Annotated in this window: 8 protein-coding genes; 6 read left to right on the forward strand and 2 right to left on the reverse strand. The window is 75.1% G+C overall.

The genetic code is table 11. The features are described from left to right. Positions 1-67: 67 nt before the first annotated feature. The 3 genes from ABD954_RS03725 (at position 68) to ABD954_RS03735 (ending at position 6,889) form a co-directional block, all read left to right on the forward strand. The gene (locus ABD954_RS03725; RefSeq protein WP_345484296.1) at positions 68-916 is read left to right on the forward strand and encodes a GNAT family N-acetyltransferase; all 849 of its coding nucleotides are present in this window, start codon (positions 68-70) and stop codon (positions 914-916) included. 502 nt (positions 917-1,418) lie between these two features. Beyond that, positions 1,419-3,116, forward strand: coding sequence for a S8 family peptidase (locus ABD954_RS03730; RefSeq protein WP_345491948.1), 1,698 nt, complete (start codon positions 1,419-1,421; stop codon positions 3,114-3,116). Between the two features lie 227 nt (positions 3,117-3,343). After that, positions 3,344-6,889, forward strand: a complete 3,546-nt coding sequence (locus ABD954_RS03735) for a helix-turn-helix transcriptional regulator (protein ID WP_345484297.1) — start codon at positions 3,344-3,346, stop codon at positions 6,887-6,889. A gap of 158 nt (positions 6,890-7,047) precedes the next feature. Here ABD954_RS03735 and ABD954_RS03740 read toward each other — a convergent pair whose 3' ends face one another. Further along, entirely contained in the window at positions 7,048-7,860 is an 813-nt protein-coding gene (locus ABD954_RS03740) for a caspase family protein (protein ID WP_345484298.1), read from the reverse strand. A gap of 104 nt (positions 7,861-7,964) precedes the next feature. Here ABD954_RS03740 and ABD954_RS03745 point away from each other — a divergent pair, with 104 nt between their 5' ends. The 3 genes from ABD954_RS03745 to ABD954_RS03755 all read left to right on the forward strand — a co-directional run bounded on the left by ABD954_RS03745 (position 7,965) and on the right by ABD954_RS03755 (position 15,790). After that, a complete protein-coding gene (locus tag ABD954_RS03745) occupies positions 7,965-8,825 on the forward strand; it encodes a DNA/RNA non-specific endonuclease (protein WP_345484299.1) in 861 nt (286 codons plus the stop codon). Between the two features lie 239 nt (positions 8,826-9,064). After that, on the forward strand, positions 9,065-14,659 hold the full coding sequence (locus ABD954_RS03750) for a trypsin-like peptidase domain-containing protein (protein ID WP_345484300.1): 5,595 nt from the start codon (positions 9,065-9,067) through the stop codon (positions 14,657-14,659). A 27-nt stretch (positions 14,660-14,686) separates the two neighbouring features. Next, positions 14,687-15,790, forward strand: coding sequence for a trypsin-like serine peptidase (locus ABD954_RS03755; protein ID WP_345484301.1), 1,104 nt, complete (start codon positions 14,687-14,689; stop codon positions 15,788-15,790). On the opposite strand, the gene ABD954_RS03760 is transcribed toward ABD954_RS03755, so the two are convergent. Then, the gene (locus ABD954_RS03760) at positions 15,777-16,472 is read right to left on the reverse strand and encodes an HAD family hydrolase (RefSeq protein WP_345491950.1); all 696 of its coding nucleotides are present in this window, start codon (positions 16,470-16,472) and stop codon (positions 15,777-15,779) included. The two genes, ABD954_RS03755 and ABD954_RS03760, sit on opposite strands and share 14 nt — an antisense overlap. Positions 16,473-16,512: the final 40 nt, after the last annotated feature.

The raw sequence follows: 16,512 nt of genomic DNA on the forward strand, positions 1-16,512 counted from the left end.
GTTCCGTTTGGGCGGGCGGGGCGGTCTATGCTCGCTCGCGCTCGCCCCCGTCGCCGAAGGGACCCCCATGGCCCTCCATGTCTCCCGCGCCTCCCTCCAGGACTGGGCGCTGGTCCGCGCGTGGGCCGCGGCGGAGGGGTGGAATCCCGGGGTGTCCGACGCCGGGGCGTTCTTCGCGCAGGATCCGGAGGGCTTCTTCCTCGGGCGGATCGACGGGGAGCCCGTCTCCGCGATCTCGGTCGTGAACTACGGCGACGACTACGCCTTCCTGGGCTTCTATCTCGTACGGCCCGATCTGCGCGGCCGCGGTCACGGCCTGGCGACCTGGCGTGCCGCACTCGCGCACGCGGGCGGGCGGACGGTGGGTCTGGACGGCGTGCCGGCGCAGCAGGACAACTATCGGCGGTCCGGGTTCGCCCCCGCGTACCGAACCGCCCGATACGTGGGCGAAATGCCGCTTCCCGACCGGCCGGTGACCGGAGTGGTCGCCGCGGAACGGGTGGATCCGGCCGAAATCGCCGCGTACGACAGCGCCTGTCACCCCGCCGACCGCCCGCGCTTCCTGCGGTCCTGGCTGACCGCGCCGGGCCATCGCGCCCTGGTCCGGCTCACCGGCGGGCGCCCCTGCGGTTACGGAGTCGTGCGGCCGGCGGAGCAGGAGGCGCGCATCGGGCCGCTGTTCGCGGACACGCCCGCCGACGCGGCCGCGCTGCTCGACGCCCTCGCCGCGGAGGCCCGCGCCTTCGGCGCGCCCCGGATCGCCGTCGACATGCCGGAGTCCAACCCGGCCGCGGCCCGGCTCGCCGAGTCCCGTGGTCTTGAACCGACCTTCGAGACGGCCCGGATGTACACCGGCCCGATCCGCCCGTTCGCCCGGGAGCGCGTCTTCGGTGTGACCACCCTCGAACTGGGCTGAGTCACCGGGCCGGTCAGCGGGTCCGAGACCCGCCTCCCGGGCCTCCTCGGCGGCCCGGGGAAGCGTGCCCCCTCCCCTCCCCCTCCCACCCTCCCGGGGGGACAAGGGTTTTCCCCGTATCGAGTTCACCTCGGCTTTCCCTACTGTCTGCCGCACCGGCGGATCCCAACCCCTCCCCCACCTGTCAGGTGCATGAGAAGGGATGGGTAGTGTCGCCGGGGACGGCCTTGACCCGGGCCGTCGCGCCGGTGGCGGCGCACGGGCCCCCCACGCCCAGGGAACAGCGGTACGCGACCCCACTTCGCCCCGTTGTCCCGCGCCGCCGCCACTGCTCCACACACGTCGTACTCGAAAGGGCCACACCTTGAACGGTTCCAGGCGGAGAGTCATATCCGTGGTGGTTGCGAGCGCCGCGATCCTCGGTGCCGCTGCCACCACCTCCGGGGCGTTCGCCGCCGTCCCGGCCGCTGCCACCCCGAAGCCCGCACCGGCTTCGCAGGCGATGACCGCGCTTCCCAGCGCCCCGGTCGAGAAGGTCATCGTCACCTACAAGTCCTCGTCCGCCGAGGCGGGCTCCAACGCCGCCGCCAAGACCGACACGGCCGAGAAGGCCACCAAGACCGGCGAGAAGCTCTCCTTCGAGCGCCGCCTGGCCGGCGGTGCCGCGCTGGTCAACCTGGGTGGTTCCGCGACGACGCAGGACGTGGCCGAGGTCATGGCCGCCTTCAAGGCCGACCCGCAGGTCGCCGCCGTCGAGCCCGACATCCGCGCCTACGCGATGGCGGTGACCCCGAACGACACCGACTACGCGAAGCAGTGGGACCTCTTCGAGACCACCGGTGGCATGAACGTTCCTGCCGCCTGGGACAAGACGACCGGCTCGGGCGTCACCGTCGCCGTCATCGACACCGGCTACGCCGCCCACTCCGACCTCGCGGCCAACACGGTCGCCGGTTACGACTTCATCTCCACGTCCGCCGACGCCCGCGACGGCAACGGCCGCGACGCGGACGCCAAGGACGAGGGCGACTGGAACGCCACCGACGGCGAGTGCGGCACCGGCTCCCGGGCCTCCAACTCCTCCTGGCACGGCACCCACGTGGCCGGCACCATCGGCGCGGTGACCAACAACACCAAGGGCATCGCCGGCATCGCGTACGGCTCGAAGGTCCAGCACGTGCGCGTCCTCGGCAAGTGCGGCGGCTCGTCCTCGGACATCGCGGACGCGATCACCTGGGCCTCCGGCGGCACCGTGCCGGGCGTCCCGGCCAACGCGACCCCGGCCAAGGTCATCAACCTGAGCCTGGGCGGCGCCAGCTCCACCTGCCCGAGCGTCTACCAGACCGCGATCAACGGCGCCGTCTCGCGCGGCACCACCGTCGTCGTCGCCGCGGGCAACAGCAACGCCAACACCTCCGGCTTCACGCCCGCGAACTGCTCGAACGTCATCAGCGTGGCGTCGACCAGCCGCGAGGGCAACCGGTCGTACTACTCCAACTACGGCACCATCGTGGACATCGCGGCGCCCGGCGGCGAGACCCGTCGCGCCACCGACACGCCCGGCACGGTCACCACGCCCGAGAACGGCATCTACTCCACGCTGAACTCCGGCTCGACCGTCCAGTCGACCGAGAACTACAAGCCGTACCAGGGCACCTCGATGGCGGCCCCGCACATCGCCGGCCTCGCCGCCCTGCTGGAGTCGGTCAAGCCGACCCTGACCCCGGCCGACATCGAGTCCGCGATCAAGACCAACGCCCGTCCGCTGCCCGGCACCTGCACCGGCGGCTGCGGCGCCGGCATCGCCGACGCCGCCAAGACGGTGGACGCGGTGACCTCCACCACGCCGCCGGCCGGCAACACCTTCACCAACGCGAACAACGTGACGATCTCGGACAACACCACCGTGTCGTCGTCCATCGCGGTCACCGGCCTCACCGGCAACGCCCCGGCCACCCTCAAGGTCGCCGTGGACATCAAGCACACCTGGCGCGGTGACCTGGTCATCGACCTGGTCGCCCCCGACGGCACCGTGCGCAACCTGAAGCAGTCCGCCTCCTCCGACAGCGCCGACAACGTCCTGGCCACCTACACCGTGGACGCGTCCAGCGAGGTCGCCAACGGCACCTGGAAGCTCCAGGTCCGCGATGTGGCGTCGGGTGACACCGGCTACATCGACTCGTGGAGCCTGACCTTCTGATCCACCCGGATTCTCATCCGACCCACCCCCCACACCAGCGTTTTCGCTGGTCAGCGAAGCGCCCGTGGTCTACACCACGGGCGCTTCCGTGTGTCGGCCACGCTCGGTTGACCGGGGACCGCTGTCCGTATGCCGGACACAGGGCCTGGACGGGGGCGATCTGCTCCGTATTCTCTGCGCAACGGGGCTCATGGGCCGGGGCCCGAGTGCCGGAGGGTGGTGGACCTATGACGACAGTGCCTCTCCGGCCTGCGCCGGTGGGCCGGGAGGAACTCCTCTCCCGACTCGAACGCGTCCTGCACAACCGGGGCCGAGCGCTGCTCACCGGGCCCGCCGGCGTCGGCAAGACCGAGGTCGCCCTCGCCGCCGCCGCCCGCGCCGAGGCGCGCGGCGAGACGGTGCTGTGGCTGGCCACGCTCCCCGGCGACCGCGAGATACCCGGCGCGGCCGCGGCCGCGCTCGTCGCCTCCGTGGCGGCGACCGTGACCTGGCCGGGGCCGGCCGCCGGGGCCGGCGGCGCCAGGAGCGCGTCACCCGGGGGCGATTCGGGACTCTCGGACCGGCGCACCACCGACGGCGGACCGGCTCCGGCGGGCTCTGACGGCGCGTCCGGCCACCCCGCCACGGGACAGCCGGGCGGACCGGCGGGCAACTGGGGCGGACGCGGCGCCGGCGCGGCGCCGACCACCGGAGGCGGTGCCGCCGGCCCCGCCACGGAAGCACGACCCGCCGGACCGGCCGCACCGGCGGCCACCGGTCCCGGCGCCCGGCCCGGTGCCGGGAGCGCCCACCCTTCCGGACACGCCTCCCGGCAGACCGGTCTGCCCGGGCAGCGCGCCGGGGACGCCGGCGCCGCCTCCGGGCCCGGCGCGGCGCACCTCACGGGGCGGGGCCCGGGCCCCGGCGCAGGCCCCGGCGCGGGTCACGACACGGGGTTCGCCGCGGCGCACACCGGCCGGGAAGGCACCTATGCCGGGAGCGACGCCGGCGCGGCCGACGCCGACGGCGGCGATGCCGGCGGGCAGGGTGCGGGGTACGGCGACGGGTTCGGCGCGGGCACCGGGGGTGCGGCGCTCCTGGCCGGACGCGGTCCCGGCCATGACCCTGGGCACCCCGGCGCGGATGCCTCCGCGTACGGTGCGGGGTCCGACGCCCGCTGCGACCACGGCCACGCCGTCACCGGCCTCGGCGTGACCGCGTCGAGGGTGTGCGACGGACTGCCGGGGCCGCAGCGCGCCGCCGTCGCCATGCTGTGCCGCGAGGCGCCGCAGCAGGACGGCGGCTGGGACCCGATCGCCCTGCGGCTGGGGCTCGCCGGGATCCTGCGCGAGCTGACCGCCCGGGGGCCCGCGCTGCTCGTCGTGGACGGGGTGCAGCACATCGACCCGGAAAGCGCCGACCTGCTCCGCTTCGCGCTGCACCTGGTGCCGCCGACGCTGCGGGTGATCGCCGTGGAGACGCCCGAGGCGTACGCGGCGTACGACGCGGCCCGCGGCACGGTGCCCGGCGCCGCGTACGGCGGCAAGGACCCGCACGACAACCGGCTGTGGGTGCCGTCGGAGGCGGACGTGCTGCTCGTGCCGCCGCTGCACGCCGACGAGATCGCCGAGCTGCTCATCCACCACCGGCTGCCGTCCCGGATGGCGGGCCGCATCCACAAGGCGAGCGGCGGCAATCCGCGGCTCGCGCTGGCCGTGGGCCGCTCCCTGGCCGACGCGCGCACGCCGGTGCACCACGCCGAGGCGCTGACGGTCTCCGGGCGTGCCCGTGATCTGGCCCGGCAGTTGCTGGGGGCCGCTCCGCCCGAGGTGCGCGAGACGCTGCTGTACGCCGCGCTCGCGCTGCGGCCCACCGCGACCCTGGTGCGGCGGGCCGGCCGCCCCAACGCGGAGGCGGACCTGGCGGCGGCCGAGCGGGCCGGTCTGGTGTCGCTCGCCGAGGACGGCACGGTCGCGTTCACGGCCGGGCTGCTGCCGTCGACCCTGGTGCACGACGCGTGCTGGGCCGAACGCAGCGCGGGGCACGCGGCGTTGGCGCGGGTCGTGGACGATCCGGTGGAGGCGGTGCGGCACCGGGCGCTCGCCACGGACGCGCCGCGGGAGGAGCTGGCCGCCGAGGTCGCCGAGGCGGCGGACCTCGCCCGGCGGCGCGGAAACAGCGCGCTCGCCGCCGAACTGGCCATGCTCGCCGCCGAGTCGACGCCCGGCACGCACGGGCAGCGGCGGATCGCGCGGCTGGCGGACGCGGCCGAGGAGGCCGCCCGGGCCGCGCGGGCGGATCTGGCGATGCGTGCCGCGACCGACCTGCTGGCCCGGGACGCGGCGCCCGCCGACCGGGTGCGGGCCCGGCTCGCCGTGCTCGACACGGCCGGGCAGGGGCTGACCGGCCTCGACGAGATGTACGTGCACGCCATGGAGGACTCCGAGGGCGACACCGCCCTGCGGGCCGCCGTCCAGCTGCGACTGGCCGTCAAGTACGTGCTCGCGGACGGCGATCCGCTGCGTTCGCGGGCGGCCGCGATGGAGTCGGCGGCGCTGGCCGCGTCGATGGGCGATCCGCGCACGGCCGCGCAGGCCCTGACCGTGCAGGCACGGATGGAGCGGGCGCTCGGCTCGCCGGACGCGGAGGCGGTCCTGGCGCAGGCGAGGGCCCTGGAGACGGCGGAGCGGCCGGCCGGCATCCGCAACGCGGCACAGATCCTGACGATCCGTCATGCCCTGTTCGACGGGCGCCTGGTGGACGCGCGGACGCAGTTGAACGCGTTGCTGCCGCTGGTGCAGCGGCGCGGTTCGGTGGAGGACGCGATCGAGCTGCTGAGCACGCTCGCCGAGATCGAGTCGCGGATCGGCCCGTGCCCCGCCGCCCTCGGGCATGCCGGACAGTCGCTCGCGCTCACCCTGGAGGCGGGCCTCTCGCCCGGGCCGGCGTGGTACGCGCTGGCGCTCGCCGAGACGGCCGGCGGGAGTTTCGCCCGGGCGGCCAGCTACGCCCGGCGCAGCGTGCAGGCGTCGGAGGAGGAGGGCGACCGGGTCTTCCTCTCCCGCAGCCTGTACGCGCTGGGCCGGGTGCAGCTGGTCAACGGGGACGTGGCGGCGGCCCTCGAGACGCTGCGGCGGGTCGAGGCCAACGAGCGGGCCCAGTCGACGGTCGATCCGTCGATGCTGCGCTGGCACGAGGAGCTGGCGGAGGCACTGCTCGCGCACGACGAGGTGGAGGAGGCCCTTTCCGTCCTCGCGGCGGTGCGGCCGGTGGGCGAGCGCCTGGGCCGGACGACGGTGCTGCTCGGACTCGACCGGGCGTACGCGCTCTGCCAGGCGGCGGAGGGCCGTACGGACGAGGCGGCGGAGCTGCTCGCGGGCACGGCGGCCCGGTTCGAGGAGGCGGAGCTGCCGCTCGAACAGGGCCGGGCGCTGATGGCGCTGGCCCGGGTGGAGCGTCGTCGGCGGCGGCGTTCGGCCGCGCAGGCGGCCCTCCACTCGGCGGCCGCGGTCTTCGAGCGGGTCGGGGCGGCGCCGTGGCTGGCGCTGGCGACGGAGGCGCCGGCGGGTCCGGCGGGCGAGGGACCGGTGGGCGAGGAGACGCTGCCCGCGCTGTCGACGCTGACGGAGGCGGAGCTGCGGCTGGCCCGGCTGGTGGGGCAGGGCGCCAGCAACCAGGAGGCGGCGGCGAAGCTGTATCTGAGCGTGAAGACGGTCGAGGCGCGGCTGACCAGGATCTACCAGAAGCTGGACGTGCGCTCGCGGGCGCAGCTGGCGACCGCACTCCGGCCCTGACGGAGCGGCCCGGGCCGTGGCCGACGGGGCCGTGTCCGACGCGGCCGACCCGGCCGACAGCGGAACGGGGACGGCAGCGGAACGGGACGGGGACGGCAGCGGACGAGGGCGGACGGGGCGGCCTGCCGCCGCCACCGGCCGCCGGGACCGCGGTGGTCTCAGATCGTGAACGGGCGCTGGGCCAGGAACGCCTCCGAGGGCGCTCCGGTGGTGTGGAGGTTGGGGCTCTGGGTGGGCGGCAGTCGCCGCTGGACCGCCCGGTGGAAGGTGCGGTAGTCGCCGCGGAAGGCGCCGTCGTCCCAGACGGCGAGCAGCGCCTCGGTGAAGGCCCCGTTGACGGCTCCGTCGAGGGCGACCTGGTTGTCCTGGCACGCCGAGACCAGGATGGCCGGCGGTCCCTGGCCGTCGGCGGTGACGGCCGCGGCCTTGGCCAGCGAGCGCTGGAGGTCCTCGTAGAAGTCCCGGTCGCGCGCGTAGAGGCCGGCCTGCTGCGGCTCGGGCAGATAGCGGCCGGGAGCCTCGTCGGTGAGGCCGGGGATCTCGATGCTGCTGCCGCTGTGGCAGCAGTCGAAGAAGGTGACGATCCGGACGCCGTGGTCGAAGCGCAGGAACTCCTGGTGGACCTCGTCGTCGAGGAACTGGCGGTCGTAGAGGACCAGGGTCTCGTCCAGCCGGTCGGGTTCGTCGTCGGGGCCGGTGAGGTCGGGGACCTGGCCGCCGTGGCCCGAGTAGGTGAAGAGCAGGATGTCGCCCGCGGCGAGCCGTTCGGCGGCGGCGCGCAGTGCGGCGGTGACCCGGTCGACGGTGCCCTCGCGGGTGAGCAGGACGGTGTCCTCGAAGCCGTTGGCGCGGGCGGTCCTCGCCAGGTCGTGGGCGTCGTTCTCGCAGGCCATGAGGGTGCCGTCCCAGCCGTCGTAGCGGTCGGGGTCGACCCGGTTCAGTCCGACGTGCAGGGAGATTCCGGTGGGCATGGGTGCCTCCTCGGCCGGGTGGAGGGGGCGCCGGGAGCGTCTGTTCGAGTGGCCTGGGGGGCCGGGGCGGTGGACGACCCTCCACCACGCGGTACTCATATCGTATGAATTCCAGCGATTCCCGGCACGATCTGCTCGCCGACCGCACCGGTTACGACGAGGACTTCCTGGGACCGACGGTGCCGCTCGCCCTGCCGGCCCGCACCTCGGTGGAGACCGTGATCCTGCCCTACACGCACTTCACCGTCGTCTTCCGGCCCGACCGTCGGCTCGCCGTGTCGACCGCCGTGTGCATCGAGGGCCGCGAACTGCTCGACGACGTCCCGAGGGACGACGTGTGGCTGTACGACCCGCGCCTGCCCCGCGAGCAGCAGGCGGGCGACGACGTCTACCGCGACAACAGCCTGGACCGCGGGCACCTGGTCCGCCGCCTCGATCCGGTGTGGGGCACCGCGGCGGTGGCGGGCCGGGCGAACACCGACACCTTCTACTTCACCAACGCGGCGCCCCAGGCGGACGTGTTCAACCAGGGCAAGAAGCTCTGGCAGGGCCTGGAGAACCACCTCCTCGACCACGCGGCCGCCTTCGACCGCAGACTGGTCGTGCTCACCGGGCCCGTGCTCCAGGACTCCGACCCGCCCTACCGGGGCATCCAGGTGCCGCTGCGCTTCTGGAAGGTGGCCGCGTTCATGCAGGACGGGGCGCTGGCGGCGACGGCGTACGTGCTCGACCAGAGCCCGGACCTGAGCCGGGACGCGGACCGGGCGCTCACCGGGGTGCCGGCGGGCGCGCCGCCGCCGCTCGGTCCGTTCCGCACGTACCAGGTGCCGGTCTCGGACGTCGCCGAGATCGCCGAGCTGGAGCTGGGGCCGCTGCCGGACGTGGACCTGATGCCCCTGCTGCGCACGCCCGAGGAGCGCTGGCGGCGCCTGGAGTCGTACGAGGACATCGCGATGACCGACTGAGCGCGGACCGGCCGGGCACGCACCGACCGGGCACGCACCGACCGGGCACGGACCGACCGGACCCGCACCGACCGGGCGATGGCCGACCGGGCGATGGCCGGCTGGTGACCGGGACGGGGCGGTGACCGACGGAGCCGTGCCCGCCGGCAGCGATTGCGGCCCCCGGCACCCGGCGGGACGATGACAGGGTGCAGTCAGGCGTCCCCCCATCGGCGCAGGGACGACCGGTCAGGTGCCTCATGCCTCTCACCGAGACGGAGTGGGGCCTCGTCACCAGTTGGGTGCGGGACCACCTTCTCGACGACCCCGATCCCCGGGCGCGGCTGCTCCACACCCCGCTGACCACCGACTTCGTGGCGGACCTCCCGCTCACTCCCGACCGGGAGGCGAACGCCCGCCGGATCGTGGAAGCGGCCCGCAGGGACGTCGCCGACCAGCGGCGGCTGCTCGACGCGCTCTCCCGGCTCGACGCCCTCGACCGGCTCGACGCCACCGACGCCGTCGGGCGGGGCATGGAGGTCCGGGCGCTGCTGGCCCGGCTGCGCGAGGACGAAGCGGCGCGGCACGCGGCGCGGGACCCGTTCGAGGCGCTGGTGCTGCGGCACGGCACCGAGGTGTTCGTCGACCGGGCGGAGCTGCGGGCCACGCTGCGCCGGTTCGTGGCCGACCCGGACCTCTCGGTGCTGGTGGTGGACGGCCCCCCGGACAGCGGGCGCTCGTACACCTACCGGCTGATCCGGCACCTGGGCCAGCACTGCGGGTTCCGCCCGGTGCGGGTGACGCTGGGGCGCACCTCGACGGCGGCGCGGCTGGTGGAACGGCTCGCCGCGTTCGTGTCGGGCCCGGAGGCCGACGGATTTCCGTTGAACCCGACACGGTTGAACGATCCACTGCCCTCGATCGACGACGCCGTGCACCGGATCGTGGGGCGGGCCACCGCCGCCGAGGACCGTTTCTGGCTGGTCCTCGACGAGTGCGACGCGCTCGACCCCACCTCCGACGTGTGGGACTGCATCGGCAAACTGGCCCTCGCCGTCTACGAGCACACGCCGGTACGGCGTGAGGGCGTGCCCCGCCTGGTGCTCCTCGGCTACTCCCCCACCGCGCACCCCCTCCCGTACGACACGCGCAACAGCGTGTGCCGGGACACGGCGCGCCCGGTCGGGCCGGAGGAACTGCGGGCGTTCTTCGGCCGCTTCTTCGCCGAGACGGGGGCGGGGGCGCGGGACGGCGCCGGGGCGGGGGCCGAGACCGGGGCCTGGGCGGGGGCCGAAGGGGGCTCGAACGGTCCTGGCGGCGCGCCGTCCGGGGAGCCTGCCCGGCTGCCGGCCGCCGAGCCGCCCGCCGGGCTGGTGGAGACGGCGGTCGGGGAGGTGCTGCGGGCGGTGGACGCGGCCGATCCCGCCGACAGTCACATGCGGCGGGTCTGCACGGCCGTCGAGCACGTCGTACGGCTCTCGCTCGGCCTCGGCCCCGGCGAGGACCTCGCCGGGCCGCTGCGCAGCACCCTGCGCTCGCCCCCAGCGGCCCCGAGCGCGCCCGCCCTGCCGGAGCTGCGCCGCGCCTACCGGGAGGCCGCCTGCCTGCTCGACGCCTTCGACCCGGCGACGCTGCGCCTGCCCGGCGAGCGCGAACCGAGCGGCCGGGCGGCCCTGGAGCTCGTCGACGACTGTACGGCGCTCGCGGGACCGCAGCGGTCGGTGCGCTGGGTGCTCAGCCCACAGGTGCGCTCGGCCACCCTGAAGGAACTCGCCGGCCCCGAGGCCGCGCGGGCCGCGCTCGCCGCCAACGCCGACTCGCTGCCGGAGGGGCCGGGGGTGGAACGCGCGGCGCTGGCCCTGCTCTCGGGCACGGCGGCCGGTCCGGCGGCGCCCGGCCCGCAGGACGGACACGGCGAGCACGGCACGTCCGCGGGGCACGGCGCGTCCCTCGGGCACCCGGCTGCCCCCGGGTACGGCCCGTACGACACGTACGACACGTACGGCACGGAACCGGAGGTGGACGAGCTCACCGACCTCCTCCAGGCCGTCCTGTGGCTGGAGCAGGTGCCCGGCACCGCGGGCCTCCTGCCGTCCTCAGCCGACATCCAGCGGCGCCTGGAGCGGGCCAGGCTGCTGCAACCGCTGCGCCGGCTGGTGCGGGTCACCTTCCACGGGCGCTCCCGCGAACTGGACGCCCTGCGGGCGTACATCGCGCTGCCGACGGAGCCCGCGGAGCCGCCGGTACTCCTGCACGGCATCGGCGGCATCGGCAAGAGCACCCTGCTGGCACGCTTCCTCCTGGACGGTCTGCGCGAGGCGGCGCCGGACGGATTTCCCTTCGCCTACGTCGACTTCGAACGCCCGACGCTCTCCCTCCACGAACCGGCGACGGTGATCGCCGAGGCGGCCCGCCAGCTCGGCGTGCAGTATCCCGGTCACCGGGCCGCGTTCGACGCCCTCGCCGACCGGTGCGGGCGGACCGCCGCCGTGCAGCGCGGCGAACGCGACCGGATCGACGAACTGTCCCGGCTCTCCGCCACCCGCGCCACCATGGGCCGCGACTACTCCGCCGGGTTCCACGCCCGCGCCAGCGCCGTCGAACAGGAGCTGGCCCGCGAGCTCGCCGTCCTGGTGACCGAGGCGGTCGGCACGCCTCCCGGCAGGATGGAACCGCCGCTGGTGATCGCGCTGGACTCCTTCGAGGAGGCCCAGTACCGCGGTTCGCCCGTGCTGTCGCGCATGTGGGCGGTGTGGACGGCGCTGCGCGCCGCCTATCCGCGGCTGCGGTTCGTGGTCGCCGGGCGGGCCCCCATCGACCATCCGGCACGCGTGCTCGCGCCGCGCACCATGGAGCTGACGGAGCTCGACGAAGAGGCCTCCGTGGACCTCCTCATGTCCTGCGGCGTCGACGACGAACCGGTGGCGCGCGTGCTGTACGGGCACGTCGGCGGCCATCCCCTCAGCCTGAAGCTCGCCGCGCGCACGGCGCTGACGCTCGGCGAGGACAGCGACTCGCTCGGCGGACTGCTGCACGACCTGACGTCACGGAGGCGGCTGCGGGGCAGCGTCGACCGGATGCTGATCCAGGGCACCCTCTACGAGCGGATCCTGCACCACATCGCCGACCCCGACGTGCGTGCCCTCGCCCAGGCCGGTCTGGCGCTGCGGGTCATCACCCCGGAGCTGGTGCGCGAGGTGCTCGCCGGCCCCGCCGGGGTGACGGTCGCCCAGCCCGCCGAGGCGGGCCGGCTCTTCGGTCTGCTGACGTCGCGGCTCGACCTGATGGAGTCGGCGGGCCCCCGCGCGATCCGGCACCGGCCCGACCTCCGGTCGATCATGCTGCGGCTGTCCGACGCCGCGCGGACGGATCTGATGCGCGCCGTGGACCGCCGGGCGGTGGCCTACTACGCCGCCCGCGACTCCGTTGCGGACCGTGCCGAGGAGATCTACCACCGGCTGCGGCTCGGCGAGAACCCCCGTACCGTGGAGGCGCGTTGGCGGCCGGGCGTGGAGCACCACCTGGCGGGCGCGGACCGGGACATGGCTCCCCGCTCGGCGGCGTTCCTGCTCGGCAGGATCGGCGGCCACGTGCCGGACCGGCTCATGGCGGAGGCCGACCAGGAGGACTGGGAGCGGATCGCCGCCCGCGAGGTCGAGGACCTGCTCACCCAGGGCTATCCGGAGGTGGCCGCGCGGCGGCTGGCCGAGCGGCAGCCGTGGACGCCGTGCAGCCGACTGCACGCCCTGCTCGTGGAGACCCTGGCCCGCTCCGGGCGCAGCGCGGACGCCCGCGAGACCGCCGAGCGGGCCGTGGACCGGGCGGAGGAGGCCGGCTGTGCGGAGACCCGTCTGGAGCTGCTGCAGCTGTCCGCCCGCCTCGCGCAGGACGCGGGCGACTTCACCGACGCCGACCGCGCGCTCCAGGAGGCCGAGGCGGTGGCGGCGGGCCTCGGCCTGCCGTACGAGTCGATCGGTGTCCTGGTCGCCCGGTCCCGGCTGGCGGTGGCCGCCCGTGCGGACTCCGGCGAGACGGACGCCCGGCTGGCCCGCAGCCTGCGCGGCCTGCCCGACGAGGCGCTGGCCCGGCAGCCCGCCCTGGCCCGCGCGGCCGCCGTCTCGGCCAGCCGGGTGGACCCGCCGGCCCTGGCGCGCACCCTGCGGCTCGTGGGGCTGCCCGGTGACGACGAGGCCGTGGTGGCGGCGCTGGCCCGCTGGATCGAGACGGCGATGGCGGACGAGCCGCGGCTGCGCGCGCCGCTGGCCCGCATGCTGGCCTCGGCCGCGACGGGCGCCCGGCCGACGGGCCCGCCGCCGTCGTCCGCGCCGTCCCCGCCGTCCCCGCCGCCGCTGCCCGGCCCCTACGGGGGCGACCCGTACGGGGACCACCCCTACGGCGGCCCCTACGGGACGGGGCAGGACGGGACGGGAGCGGACGGGAGCGGGAGCGGCCCGTACGGGAGCACCCTGCCGCACTCCCGGGTCGAAGAGGCGCTGTGGGAGGCGCGGCGTCACGGCACCCTGGACAGTCTGGCGTGGCGGGCGCTGACGCTGAGCGACCGCAGCGGCGATCTGCTGCGCGGCGTGGCCGAGGCGGTCGACGCCGGCCGGTCCGGGGCGGCCGGCCGCCCCTGGTACGCGCCGGTGTCCGGCGGCACGGACCTGGTGGGGGTCACTCCGCCACCCGACCAGGCCCAGGCGGCGTGGCGGGACGAGCCGTACCTGACCGACGAGGAACTGCTCGCGGTGGAGACGGCCGCCATGGAGGCGGGCCTGGCCGACCGGGAACTGCGGGGCGGGCTCTTCGCGGGCGTCAAGGACCACTTCCGGGCGGCGCTGCCGCCGCAGCCGACCCCGTTCACGCAGATCCGGTCCGATCTGCGGACCATGAACCGGGTCGAGCGGCTGATGGAGGGCGAGGTTCCGCTGGAGCTGTGGCTGCGCAACGCCATCCGGCTGGCCGCGGAGCCGGGCCCGGTCGCCGTCTTCCAGCGGGCGCTCGACCACGTGGTGCGGGACGCGGCCGGCGAGCCGGAGCTTCCGGCGGAGTTCCTGTCCGCCGAGTTCAAGGAGGAGATCGTCGTACGGGACGACATGATGCCGTTCGAGTTCCTGCACGAGGGCTTCCTCGCCGGCGCGGCCGTCGCCCGGCTCACCGTGCCGCCGTACGAGTCGGGCAGACCGCTGCGTCCCGCCTATCCGCACGCGGGCACCGGCTGGCTGATCGCTCCCGGGCTCCTCGTCACCAACCACCATGTGGTGAACGCCCGCAACGGCATCGGCGGCGGCCGCAGACGGGTCGCGGAGGAGGACCTCCAGCTCCAGGTGCGCAATTCGCGCTCGCGCTTCGACTACGGGGCCGACCAGGCCGAGACGGAGGAGGCGACCGCCTCCGGTCTCGTCGCCTGGGACGAGGAACTCGACTACGCGGTGCTGCGCCTGACGGTGGCCCAGCCGGAGCGGCAGGTGCTGCGGGTGGCGACGGCCCCGTTCGAGATGGCGGGCGCCGACGCCCCGGCCGTGAACATCATCCAGCACCCCAAGGGCATGCCGAAGCGGGTCGCGCTGCGCAACAACACGGTCTACCAGGCGGACGAGAAGAACCTGGCCTACTTCACCGACACCCAGGGCGGCTCCTCCGGCTCCCCCGTCTTCACCGACCGGTGGACGGTGGTCGCGCTGCACCGGGGAGCCCGCCGGATCAGCGGCGTCGAGTACCGGGGCCGGACGAGCGCCGTCGTCAACGTCGGTACGCAGATCAGCCGGATCCTGGCCCATCTGCGGGAGGGCCGACCGGAGTTGTACGAGGAGATCATGGCGGCGCAGTCGGCGCTGCCGCCGGAACCGGACCTTTGAGACGGACCGTGGGAGAGGTGACGGGAGATGCCGTACGGATCACGGAGCGGCTCGCACAGCGGGTCACCGGTCGCGACCGGACCCGAGCAGGTCTTCGGCGATCTGGGCGAGGTGGCCGCCCGGGTGCGGGCCCGGCTCGAACAGGAGCTGGAGATCCAGGAGTCCGCCCTGGACCTTCCGCCCGGCGCCGCCCCGGGCGCCGAGATCGGGCGCTTCGCGCAGGAGGAGCGGGCCCGGGTCCTGGAGGCGGGTGTCTTCGGCCTGGAGAAGCTGGCGCACGGCCGGTCGGACGAGGTCGACGAGGACGAGTACTTCGGGGTGGAGGCGATCGTCCTCCTGGAGGGGCGGCCCGCGATCCTGGTGCAGGGGCAGGACTTCGCCCCGCAGCCGGGCGACTGGTCGGTGCTCGACGCCGCACGGGCCGCGATCCGCGAGTCGATCGCCCGGGTGGGCCGGGTCGAGGTCAGCGGCCACCCGAACCTGGACTGGGTCGGGACCGCCTTCCACGTGGGCCCCGACACGGTGATGACCAACCGGCACGTGGCCGTCGAGTTCAGCCGCGCCGAGGACGCCGGCTGGTCCTTCCAGCAGGGCATGTCGGCCCGCGTCGACCCCGGCGAGGAGCTGCCCCCGCACCCCGCGCCCGGCCCGGTGCCGGCCGCCGGCCCCCTTCCGTACGAGGTCACCGAGGTGATCGGCATCCATCCGGACGTCGACCTGGCCCTGCTGCGGATCGCCCCGCCCGACGGGGAACCGCTGCCCACGCCCCTCGCCGTCGCGGCCGACGCCCCGGCGGAGCTGTCGGGCCGGCCGGTGTACGTCGTCGGGTACCCGGCGTGGGACGGGCGCCGCAACGAGCCGGAGTCCATGCGGCGGATCTTCATGGACGTCTACAACGTGAAGCGCCTGCAGCCGGGGACGGCCACCGAGTTCACGCCCGGCGGCCTGGTGATGCGGCACGACTGCTCGACCCTCGGCGGCAACAGCGGCTCCCCCGTCTTCGACCTCACCGACCACCGGGTCCTCGGTCTGCACTTCGGCGGGCGGTACCGGATGGGGAACGTGGCCGTGGCGCTGTGGGAACTCCTCGAGGATCCTCTGCTGGCGAAGGCGAACGTCAACTGGGTGTGACGGCGTCGCCGAGAAGGCCGAAGACCGGGAGCAGGCCGTGCGGCCGCCGGTCGACGGGCAGGGGATCGACGAAGTGGACCCGGGCGCCGAGCGCCTGCGCCCCGCCGTCGACCGTACGGTCGTCGCCGACCATCAAGGTCTCGGCCGGACGGAGGCCGAGCCCCTCGCAGGCGAAGCGGAAGATCCCGGGGTCCGGTTTCTGGACGCCCAGCTCGCACGAGAGCGCGTAGACGTCGACCCACTCGTCGAGCCCGTGCGCGCGGAAGACGGGGCGCAGGTCCCAGCCGACGTTGCTGACGACGGCCACCCGGACGCCGCCGCGACTCAGTTCGCCGAGGGTGCGGGCGGCGTCGGGGTAGGGGTGCCACGCAGCGGGGGCCTTGTGGCGCTCGTAGAGCGCCCGGCACAGCGCGGGTTCGGTCACGCCGGCCTCGCGCATGAGGGCCGTGTACACGGCGTGGTGCCGTTCGGCGTCGAGGTCGCGCTCGGCCCAGAGCGGCTCCAGCCGGCCGGGCATCCGCCGCGGGTGCGAGCCGCCGGGCATCGCACCGTGGAAGGCGAGCCGTTCCACGGTGCGGGCGAACTCGTCGCCGGCCAGCCGGATGCCGGTCTCGGCGAGCGCCGCGTCCAGCCAGTGGGCGACGGACTCGATGCGCAGCAGAGTCCCGGAGAAGTCGAACATGACGCCTTTGATCACCCTCCGATCGTACGAACGGCCCCCG

The sequence above is a fragment of the Streptomyces roseoviridis genome (assembly GCF_039535235.1).
Lineage (GTDB): Bacteria > Actinomycetota > Actinomycetes > Streptomycetales > Streptomycetaceae > Streptomyces > Streptomyces roseoviridis.